Origin of the sequence: Pseudomonas sp., assembly GCF_030684895.1 — a bacterium.
In the GTDB taxonomy this organism is placed as follows: Bacteria; Pseudomonadota; Gammaproteobacteria; order Pseudomonadales; family Pseudomonadaceae; genus Aquipseudomonas.
Map to the genome: position 1 here is coordinate 146,887 of NZ_JAUXXP010000054.1, position 10,155 is coordinate 157,041.

Genomic DNA, 10,155 nt, shown 5'->3' on the forward strand with positions numbered 1-10,155 from the left:
TACCCTCCAGATGAGGGACAAAGGTGACGCGAGGCATGTAAAGAGGTTCCGTCGCGGGTTGGGATAATGTTGGCAATTATGCCCCAATAGCGGGCCGGCTGAGTGGCAGTAAATGCCGTCGGTTGGGCTTTTTTGCGGGCTATCGGTTGACCTGTCGTCTTCCAGGCGGGCGCGCAGGCCGCGAAACTGCTAGAGTGCCGCGCGTTATCACTTTTGAGGATTGTTCCATGGCTACTAACCGTTCCCGCCGTCTGCGCAAAAAACTCTGCGTGGATGAATTCCAGGAGCTGGGTTTTGAGCTGAACCTGAACTTCAAGCAAGACCTGGCTGATGAGGCCATCGACAGCTTTCTTGAGCAGTTCCTGCGTGACGCCATGACCGTTAACGGCCTGGGCTATGTCGGCGGCGATGACTTCGGTCTGGTATGTCTGTCCAAGCGTGGCTCGGTCAACGAAGAGCAGCGCGCTGCGGTTGAAGCCTGGCTGAAAGGCCGTGACGAGCTGGTGGATTTCACCGCCAGCCCGCTGATCGACGTCTGGTACCCAGACAACGCGATCAATCAGGCCTGAGACCTGTAAACAGGGCATGCATCGCGCATGCCCTGTTGCTTTTCCCTTCTGTACGTCTTCGTTAGTCGCTCAGGCCAGCCTTGGCCAGCAGCGCAGCGTTATCGACCTGATCAATCTGCTCGCGGCGTAAAAAGCGTTCGGCGTAGCTGAGGTAGATCTTTTCCCGCACAAACAGCCCAAACAACCCGGGGTCGATGTGCGCGCCTTTGCACATGCCCGCCATGATGTTGAGTGATTCGGACAACAGCTTGCCTTTCTTGTAGGGGCGGTCCACGGCAGTTAGTGCCTCGAAAATATCGGCAATCGCCATCATTCTGGCCGGCAGGCTCATGTCCTCGCGCTTCAGGCGTTTCGGGTAGCCGGTGCCGTCCATTTTTTCATGGTGGCCGCCGGCGATCTCGGCGACGTTGGCCAAGTGTGGCGGGAAGGGCAGGTGGCTGAGCATGCGGATGGTCTGCACCATATGGCCATTGATGATAAAGCGCTCTTCGTTGGTCAGGGTGCCGCGACCGATGCCGAGGTTATAGAGCTCGCCGCGATTGTGTTTGTAGTGCGGCACTTCCAGCTTGAAGCCCCAGGGGTTGTCCTCGGCGATCAGCTCGCTTTCGGGGCGCTCAATCAGGTGCTCGGCTTTGTCGCTGAGAAGCGTTTCCTGCACCGGCAACGGCTGCGCCGGGGTGCGCGACTGGCGCAGGTTCTCTTCCCAGGAAACCCCTATGCGATCATCCAGGGTCCGCGTCCAGGTGCGCGCGGCGATGCTGCGCAGACGGTCGAGGTCAGCCTCAGCCATCGCTTCGCCACCCAGGTTGCAGCGGGCGATAAAGGCGAACTCATCATCCAGGGTGGCGAGCATTGCATCGCGCACCTGAGCCAGGCTGGACGCTTCACCACCCTGGCTGAGGTTTTCCCAGTAACTGATCCAGGCATCGCGCTTGAGCACCTCAAAGCGCATGCGCACTTCATGGATGCGGTCGCAGATGGTTTCCAGTTTGGTGGCCTTGTCCACCACGTACTCGGGCACCGTGACCTTGCCGCAGTCATGCAACCAGGCGGCGATATGCAGGGCTTCCCACTCCTCGTCAGTTGGCTGGTAATCACGGAACGGCGCTTCGTCGCTGGCGGCAGCGGCGCGGGCGAGCATCAGGGTGACTTCCGGCACGCGCTGGCAGTGGCCGCCGGTATAGGGGCTCTTGGCATCGATGGCGCCGGCAATCAGCTGGATAAAGGCATCCAGCAGTTTTTTCTGCTGATCGAGCAAACGCTGGCTTTCGATGCACAGCGCCGCCACGCCGGATACCGCCTCGACATAGGCAATGCGTTCAGGACGCAGCATGGCCAGGTCGGCTTCATCACCGGTGTCGCGGTGCAGCAGCACCAGCACGCCCAACGTCTGGCCCTGGCGGTTATGCAGGCCGGTGCAGACCAGGTGCGCGCGTGGGCTGTCGAGGGTGTGCAGCAAGCTCTGGAAACCCTGCGCATGCTCGAAACCGAGCGCCACGGTGACACTGGGGCCGCCGGTTGCCGTTTGCGCGAGCCAGCTGGGCAGTGCCGGATCATTTGCGTCGAAGCTGGGGATGCGATGTTCTTCCAGGTTGTGTTGCAGCTCGTTGATAAACAGCCCGTGCGGTTCGAGGCGGCCGCTGCTGCTGTCGCGCAGATAGAGCAAACCGCCGCTGGCTTCGCTGAGGTCGACGGTTTCGCGCAGTACCCGGCGCAGTAGGGCATCGAAGCGGGTTTCGGCCGAGAGCGTGGCGGCAATGTCGAGGAAGCTGGAGATGGTCTCCTTCATCCGGGCCATCGAAACCGCGAGCTGATCGACCTCCTTGACGAAGGAGCGACCGCTGGCCGGGTAGTCGAAATTGAAGCTGCGGATGGCTTCGGCTTCACCCACCAGTAGGCGCAGCGGTTTGACCAGGATATTGGAGAGCAGCCAACCCAGCGGGATGCACAGCAGCAGGATGCCCAGGGTTAATATCGCCCCCTGCCAACGGATACGGTAGGCATCGGCGAGCAGCTCGCTTTCCGGCGCCAGCAGGGCCAGGCGCAGCCCTTGCGGACCGCCCTCACTGAATTGGCTGTAAGCGATTTGCCAGCGCTGCTTGTTCAGGCGCACGGCGCCCTGACGATCCTCATCGAGACCAAGGCTGAGGAAGTCGGCGAGCACCGGGCTGAGATCCTTGACCTGCGCCAGTTGCAGCTTTTCCCCGGGGATAACCAGGCGCGAGCTGTCCGGGTAGGCCACTGCGCTGCCATCGGGGCTGTACAGCACTACTTCGGTGGAGGGCGTTAGGCGGTGTTCAGCCAGGGTGGCGGACAGGTCGTCGAGGGTCAGGTCGGCGCCCACCACCGTGGTTTCGCTGCTCTTGCGGGCAATGGTGGTGCCGATTTCCTGGGTGGAGAAGAAGGCGTAGGGCGCGGTGGTGAAGTGCTTCTCGCTCTGCAATGCGCTGTTGTACCAGGGGCGGTTACGCGGATCGTAGGTTTCCTTGAGGTTCTGCCGGCGGCTGATCGGTTGTAGCTGCGCGTCGAAGAACAGGTATTCGGAATCCAGGCGTTGTTCGCTGATGCGGTCGATGCTCCATACCTGATACGCCGCACCTGCGGGGGCAAAGAAAATCTGCCGCAGTTTCTCGCTGCGCAGCGGTCGCACCATAAAGAAACTGCCATCGCCATAGCCGACATAGATCGACGCCAGCTTGGGGTTGTCACGTAACGCCTGGCTGAAAATCGGCAGCATGATCATGCGTTCATGGCGGTCACGGCCGTTGATCTGCTCGTTGCGCGCCAGCAGATTGACCATGTTGCGAATCGGTTGGTAGGTATTGCGCAGATCCGCCTGGACTTCCTTGCGCATCTGGCTGAACAACTGATCGCTGCTGCTAAGGATGATGTTGCTGGTCTGCTGGTAGTTGAAATACCCCAGCACCACCCCTGAACCCAGCAGCAGCAGGGTGAACAGCACGCTGATATGGATATGGAGCGGAAAACGGCGTTCCTTAGACCTTGCTTGGGACTTTACTGTCTGCTGCATCCGCGCATGCCCTTGTATGCCTTGGCTAAGCGCCAAGCATAGTGGAGCGTTGCGCGTTTTGCGCGTGGTGCGGATGCAGGTTTTTGCGTCTCAGCTGCTCTATATTGGGCCTGCGCTGTGCTTGGCTTGTTGCAGATTGTGGCGATGTTTCAGCCAGCGCTCCAGGCCATACACCAGCAGCGCCACCAGCAAGGCCAGGGCGACGCCAAGTAGGCTGTTGAACAGGCGCACCTGCGGCAGTTGCCAGTCATGCGCCAGGCTTTCGGCCAGCAATACGAAACACACCGTGGTCTGCAGCACAAACAGGCCGTAATGGTTGGCCTGCAGGGCACGGCTAAGGGCGATCAGCGGTAGCAATGTGGCGACCATCAGCGCCGGATTCTGCAGGCTATGACCGAGCAAAATCAGCAATCCGGCCGCACCCAGGCTGGCGAGGATCGATTGTACGGCGCGTACCAGGCTGCCCTGGAAATCCAGCTGCAAGGTGGTGACCACGGTCAGCGTCAGCCAGTAGCCGCGGTGTAACTCGGCCAGGTTGACGATAAGTCCGGAGAGGGCGAACGCCAGGGTGCAGCCCAGCGCATGCAAGCGCCATTTCTGTTGTGGCAGGCGTTTGGCGTGACGTTTCAGCACCTTGAAGATGCTGATAAAGCGCGGCATGTACGGCCACATGCGCAGGCCATGCATGCCGCGCAGGCCGAAGGCCAGCAGCATCACCCAGAGCCCACCGAGGATAAACAGCATGGCGATGGCATAGGGATTGTTCAGCGAGCCCAGGCCCTGCTGGCCTTGGCCCAGGCACAGGCAGATGGCCAGGCCGATGCCCAGCTTGCCCGCTTCACTGCCAAAGCGCTGCAACCAGGCGAGCAGGAAACCGAACAATGCGAAGACCAGCAAGCTGGCATAGGGATGGCTGGCTGACCAGAAACCCAATCCTGCGCTGCAGGCACCCAGACCGCAGAGCATCAGCATACGCAGCATGCCCAGGCGGTGCAGCGGGTTGGCCTGGGCGGCCTGGAAGGCACCGGCCGAGGCCCAGAGAAAGCCCGGGTGAGCGCTGAACAGCCCGAGCAGCAGCGGCAGCGCGCAGCCGAAGCCGGCAACCATCGCCGGGCCCCAGGCGGGCGGGCCGGCATGCCAGCTGAAGGTTTGTCGCAGTAGGCTATTCATGGCTTATACCGGGCTTGAACGGCCCGTCATCTCGCGGGCCATTTCAGTAGCGTAGCTGTCAGTCATGCCGGCGATAAAATCGATCATGCGCAGGAATGAGCGGTACAGCGGCCAGTTGGGGTCGGGTGCGTTATTGCCGAGCAGGTCGAGGATGCGCCGGTTCTTGAAGGACGGCGTGCGCCCGCCATGCTGCTCCAGCGCTGCGCCGCAAAAGGCATTCAGCAGAATTTCCAGGGTGGTGTAGGCGCCGATCTCATGCAGCGTCTTGCGCTTGTCCTGGAAGATCTTCTGCCGGGCCATGTCCTTGGCGCTCTGCACACAACGCTTGGCGGTGCCGTGCATATGCTCGACCAGATCGCCCTGCAAGGTGCCGGCAAGCAAGGCATCCTGCTGCTCGACAAAGGCCTCGGCGGCGGCATTGGTCAGGTGTTCGATGGCTTTACCGCGCAGGATCGCCAGCTTGCGCCGCCGGGAGTCGTCTGGGCCGAGCTGGCGGTAGGTTTCCGGCAGGTCATCGCCGACCAGATCAAGCAGCAGTGCTTCAACCTCGCTGTAATCGAGCAGCTCCATTTCCAGGCCGTCTTCCAGGTCGATCAGGCCGTAGCAGATGTCGTCTGCCGCCTCCATCAGGTAGACCAGCGGATGACGCGCCCAGCGTTGTTCTTCCAGTTGCGGCAGGCCGAGTTTGCTGGCGATCTGCTCAAGCAGCGGCAATTCGCTCTGGTAGCAACCGAACTTGTGCTTCTTGTAGCCCAGGGCCTCGGCGTGGCGCGCGGTCCAGGGGTACTTGAGGTAGGTGCCGAGGGTCGCGTAAGTCAGCCGGGTGCCGCCATCAAACTGGTGGTATTCCAGCTGGGTGAGCACGCGAAAGCCCTGGGCATTGCCCTCGAAACTGAGAAAGTCGCCGCGCTCGGCCGCGCTCATCGAATCCAGCCAGCCGCGCCCGGCGGCCTGCTGAAACCAGTGGCGAATGGCGTCTTCACCGGAGTGACCAAAGGGTGGATTGCCGATGTCGTGGGCCAGGCAGGCGGACTGCACGACCATGCCCAGGTCGCTTGGCTCGCACCAGGCCGGCAGGGCATCGCGAATCATCTCGCCGACGCGCATACCCAGGGAGCGGCCCACGCAGCTGACTTCCAGCGAGTGGGTCAGGCGGGTGTGGATATGGTCGTTGCTCGACACCGGGTGCACCTGGGTCTTGCGGCCCAGGCGGCGAAAGGCGCCGGAGAAGATGATGCGGTCATGGTCTTTATGAAACGGGGTGCGGCCCAGTTCGGCGACGCTGTGCGTCGGCTTGCCGAGTCGCTCACGGTTGAGCAGGGTTTGCCAATCCAAGATAGATCCTCGCCGTTACCTGGCAGTGGCGGCTAGCTTCGGGGTTCTATGCCGCTGATGCAAGGCGTGCGGCCCTATGCAGTCAAAACCCAGCAGCGTCTATATCGATCAGCAGCAGGCGTTTGCCGTTGTCGATAAATTGTCCGGCGGTCAGGCAGTACTGATTGGTGGTGGCGTCACGGTAGGTGCTGGAGAGAATCAGTCGGCGTTCTTCCCAGCCTTCGGCCAGCAGTTGGTAGAAGTACGGCCGCCACGACCAGTTATGCCCCACATAACGCGCATCGCTGTGCCAGCTGTGCTCGCGCCACTCCAGATTGGCGGTCAGCTGGGTGCCGTGACGGTCGCATTGGTAGATGCGCAGCAGCCAGGGGGTGGCGTGCGGTTGCGGCAGTTGCTCGGCTTGTGCGCCGCCTTCGCTCCAGGCCTTGAAGCTGTTCATCAGCTCGCCGAGTTGCTGGCGCAGGGTCATCAGTCGCGCGCGCTCGGCGAGTTTTTGCTGCACGTAGTGATCGCGCAGTTGGGCGAAGCGTTTGACGAAGGCGTGGCTGCTGAAGAAGGCCTCTTCGGGTTTGGCAAACAGGTAGCCCTGTACATAACGTGCCCCGCACTCCAGGGCGAAATCCAGCTCGGCTTCGGTTTCCACACCTTCGGCGATAATCCAGCAGCCGGTCTTTTCCGCCATCTGCGCCAGGGCTTTGACCACTTCGCTGCTCGGCCCGCCACGGGCGGCCTGCTGAAACAGGCGCATGTCGAGCTTGAGGATGTCCGGTTGCAGGGCCAGCACACGGTCGAGCTGCGAGTAGCCGGCGCCGAAGTCGTCGATGGCAATCCGTGCGCCGGCCTCTCGATAGCGTTCCACCACACCAGGCAGACGCGCGCTGGCGCCGCCCAGTTCGGTGATTTCAAAGACGATACGTGCCGGATCAATGCCGCTGCGTTGCAGCTGCTTGAGGCTGGGCAAGGCTTGTTCGGGGCGCAGCCGGCTGATCCAGCGTGGCGAGATATTCAGGCTAAGAAACCAGTCCTGCGGGGCTTCATGAAAGCGCGTCAGGGCTTGTTCGCGCACTGCGCGGTCGAGGCGGCGCAGGGCCGTCGGTGGGGTTTTCGGGTCACTGAACAGCGGGCCTGCCGAGTGCAGGCGGCCATCGGCGCTGCGCAGGCGCGCTAATGCCTCGACACCGGCAATACGTCCGGTGGCGGTATCGATAAAAGGTTGGAAAACAGCAAGCGGTTGACCGTTGAACACTGCGCAGTTCCTTAGCCAGGCAAGACGCCCCGGTGGGCGGCGTAGCCAGGTGACTAAGCAAGATCGTGGCCAGCTTAATCCCCTGCGCGGGTATCTTTAGTTGTGTCGGCAGATGGCTCGGGGCGTCGCGGCGGATTGCGCCGCAGCAGCGGGAAGGCGATCAGCGCAATGCGCAGCCAGCGTCGCCAGTGGCCACGGCGGATGCCTATGGTTGCCAACAGCAGTGCGCCGCCAGCGACCCAAAGTGGTGCGTTGCTGTTGCCCAGTTCTTCACGCCAGTGGTTGCGCCAGTACTGTGCCTGTCGCAGTGGTTGCAGCATGACCAGGGTTTCGTGGCGCAGTTCCTGGCGGTGCATTTCAAGGCGCATGCGCAGTAGGGTTTTGCGCAGCTCGCGGCGCGAGGCCTTGGCGGGTAGTTCGGGCATGGTCATGGCAGCAGTTGCTCACGGTCGCGGGCCAGTTCTTCAAGGCTGGCGCTGAAAGGCGCAGGGGCATTGCGTACACGCTGCAACAGCGTGATCAGGGCGCCCAGCAGGCCGAATGCATAGAAGGCGCAGAGGGCGCCGATAACCAGCAAGCGATGCGTCTCCCAGAAGGCAATCAGCAGCGCAGCCGAGAGGCCGATAATCAGCAGCAGGCCAAACAGCAGGCTCAGGCTGGTCAGTACCAGCAGGCTGAGGGTATGGCTTTGCTGTTCTTTGAGCTCTTCGCCAAACAGCGCGATATGGCCCTGCAGTAACCCCAGCAAGGCGCTGGCAAATCGCCGCGGCGAACTGCCGCGACTTGGCGGGGTGGGCGGTGTTGCATCCATTTAGGTTTCTCTTTAGCGCCGGGTAATCAGCATGCCTAGCAGCAAGCCAATGGCGGCGGCAATGCCGAGGGTTTGCCACGGGTGAGTCTGCACATAGCCTTCGGTGGCTTCAAGGGCAGCCTTGCCGCGTGCATGCAGGGCGTCTTCGGCGTTGTGCAGGGTGCTGCGCGCGCGACCCAGGCTGCTGCGGATCTGCTCGCGCAGCTCCTCGGCCTGCTCACCTGCGAGGCTGGCGGAATGCTGCAGCAGGCTTTCGGTGTCGCGCACCAGGGCTTGGAATTCGTCGAGTAACTGATCCGAGCTGGACGATACGGGGGTCTTACGAGCCATGGTGTCTCTCCTTTTGACGGGGCAGTGTAGGGGGTTCGAGTCCTCTGCGGGGCAGTGGTTCCTTTTTTCTTCGGTGTGCTGCGGGCGGCTGGTTGATCGGCTGGTACAGCGCTTGCATTGCGCTGGTGCGCGCTCTTGCCAATACGCTCCTTTATGGGGCTGCAAGGGTTCTGGCCAGGACGCCGTGGTGCATCAATAACTTATTAATAACTATGGAATAAGTACTTCGATGCAAGGTTTAGTCAGCACCGGCTTGGTGCTGTACAGGCTCTGCTTCGGCAAGGTGGCTCGTGATAAATGCCGCTATATGGTGCGCATTTATTGCTGCGTGATCCGCTTTGGTGCTTTTTCCCCGCGACGGAGTTTTCTTCGCAGATGGAAAACATCAACAGTGCTGTGGAAACCCTGATTCACGGCTCCAATACCCTGTTTATCCTGCTCGGCGCCGTGATGGTGCTGGCCATGCACGCCGGTTTTGCCTTTCTTGAAGTGGGCACGGTGCGGCAGAAGAACCAGGTCAACGCCTTGTCGAAGATCATTTCCGACTTTGCCGTGTCGGCCCTGGCCTATTTCTTTGTTGGCTACTGGATCGCTTATGGCGTGACCTTCCTTGAACCAGCCAGCGTGCTGACGGAGGGCCACGGCTATGAGCTGGTGAAGTTCTTCTTTCTGCTGACCTTTGCCGCGGCCATCCCAGCGATCATTTCCGGTGGCATCGCCGAGCGCGCCAAGTTCGGCCCGCAGCTGTGTGCCACGGTGCTGATCGTGGCCTTTATCTACCCCTTCTTCGAGGGGATGATCTGGAACGGCAACTACGGCGTACAGGCCTGGCTGGAGGCGCAGTTTGGTGCCGCCTTCCATGACTTTGCCGGCTCGGTGGTGGTGCACGCGATGGGCGGCTGGCTGGCCTTTGGCGCGGTGATTCTGCTGGGGCGTCGCAATGGGCGCTACCGCGATGGCCGTCTGGTGGCTTTTGCCCCGTCGAATATTCCGTTCCTGGCGCTGGGCTCGTGGATTCTGATCATCGGCTGGTTCGGCTTTAACGTGATGAGCGCGCAGACCCTGGGCAGCGTCAGCGGCTTGGTGGCGGTCAACACCCTGATGGCGATGGTCGGCGGTACGGTGGCGGCCCTGGTTGTTGGGCGCAATGACCCAGGCTTCCTGCACAACGGCCCGCTCGCTGGCCTGGTGGCGGTGTGCGCCGGTTCTGACCTGATGCATCCGGTGGGGGCGCTGGTGACTGGCGCGATTGCCGGTGCGTTGTTCGTCTGGGCGTTTACTGCAACCCAGGTGAAGTGGAAGATCGACGACGTGCTCGGCGTATGGCCGCTGCACGGTCTGTGCGGCGTGTGGGGCGGTATCGCTTGCGGCATTTTCGGCCAAGAGGCGCTGGGCGGTCTGGGCGGTGTAAGCCTGGCCAGCCAGTTTATCGGCACCGCGCTGGGCGTGGTGGTGGCCTTGCTTGGCGGCGTGCTGGTGTACGGTGTGCTGAAGGCTACCGTGGGTATCCGCCTGAGCCAGGAGCAGGAGTACTACGGCGCTGACCTCTCGGTGCATAAGATTGGCGCGGTTAGCCAAGACTAATTGCAGCGTTTGCATAAAAAAGGCCCGGACAGTGTCCGGGCCTTTTTTATGGTTCTGTACCAAAACTGTGTTGCAGGCT

At 61.7% G+C, this 10,155-nt stretch carries 9 protein-coding genes; 2 read left to right on the top strand and 7 right to left on the bottom strand.

The genetic code is table 11. The features are described from left to right. Positions 1-227: 227 nt before the first annotated feature. Complete coding sequence (locus Q8M42_RS12560; protein ID WP_275961376.1) at positions 228-569, top strand: YggL family protein; 342 nt, start codon at positions 228-230, stop codon at positions 567-569. Positions 570-630: 61 nt separating this feature from the next. Here the strand turns inward: Q8M42_RS12560 and Q8M42_RS12565 are convergent, their stop codons facing one another. From Q8M42_RS12565 to Q8M42_RS12595, 7 genes are all read right to left on the bottom strand, one after another. Beyond that, positions 631-3,600: an HD domain-containing phosphohydrolase gene (locus tag Q8M42_RS12565; protein ID WP_304862818.1), complete on the bottom strand. Its 2,970-nt coding sequence runs from the start codon at positions 3,598-3,600 to the stop codon at positions 631-633. A gap of 99 nt (positions 3,601-3,699) precedes the next feature. Continuing rightward, positions 3,700-4,770, bottom strand: a complete 1,071-nt coding sequence (locus Q8M42_RS12570; RefSeq protein WP_304862821.1) for an FUSC family protein — start codon at positions 4,768-4,770, stop codon at positions 3,700-3,702. Between the two features lie 3 nt (positions 4,771-4,773). After that, positions 4,774-6,105, bottom strand: a complete 1,332-nt coding sequence (locus Q8M42_RS12575; protein ID WP_275961379.1) for a deoxyguanosinetriphosphate triphosphohydrolase — start codon at positions 6,103-6,105, stop codon at positions 4,774-4,776. A gap of 82 nt (positions 6,106-6,187) precedes the next feature. Continuing rightward, on the bottom strand, positions 6,188-7,351 hold the full coding sequence (locus tag Q8M42_RS12580; RefSeq protein ID WP_304862825.1) for an EAL domain-containing protein: 1,164 nt from the start codon (positions 7,349-7,351) through the stop codon (positions 6,188-6,190). Between the two features lie 74 nt (positions 7,352-7,425). Continuing rightward, positions 7,426-7,782: a hypothetical protein gene (locus Q8M42_RS12585; protein WP_304862826.1), complete on the bottom strand. Its 357-nt coding sequence runs from the start codon at positions 7,780-7,782 to the stop codon at positions 7,426-7,428. Next, the gene (locus Q8M42_RS12590) at positions 7,779-8,162 is read right to left on the bottom strand and encodes a phage holin family protein (RefSeq protein ID WP_304862829.1); all 384 of its coding nucleotides are present in this window, start codon (positions 8,160-8,162) and stop codon (positions 7,779-7,781) included. The genes Q8M42_RS12585 and Q8M42_RS12590 overlap by 4 nt, the downstream gene beginning before the upstream one ends. Positions 8,163-8,174: 12 nt before the next feature. Next, a complete protein-coding gene (locus Q8M42_RS12595) occupies positions 8,175-8,492 on the bottom strand; it encodes a YqjD family protein (protein WP_267808548.1) in 318 nt (105 codons plus the stop codon). Between the two features lie 375 nt (positions 8,493-8,867). Between Q8M42_RS12595 and Q8M42_RS12600 the strand changes: the two genes are divergently transcribed. Next, complete coding sequence (locus tag Q8M42_RS12600) at positions 8,868-10,076, top strand: ammonium transporter (RefSeq protein ID WP_304862835.1); 1,209 nt, start codon at positions 8,868-8,870, stop codon at positions 10,074-10,076. Positions 10,077-10,155 lie beyond the last annotated feature (79 nt).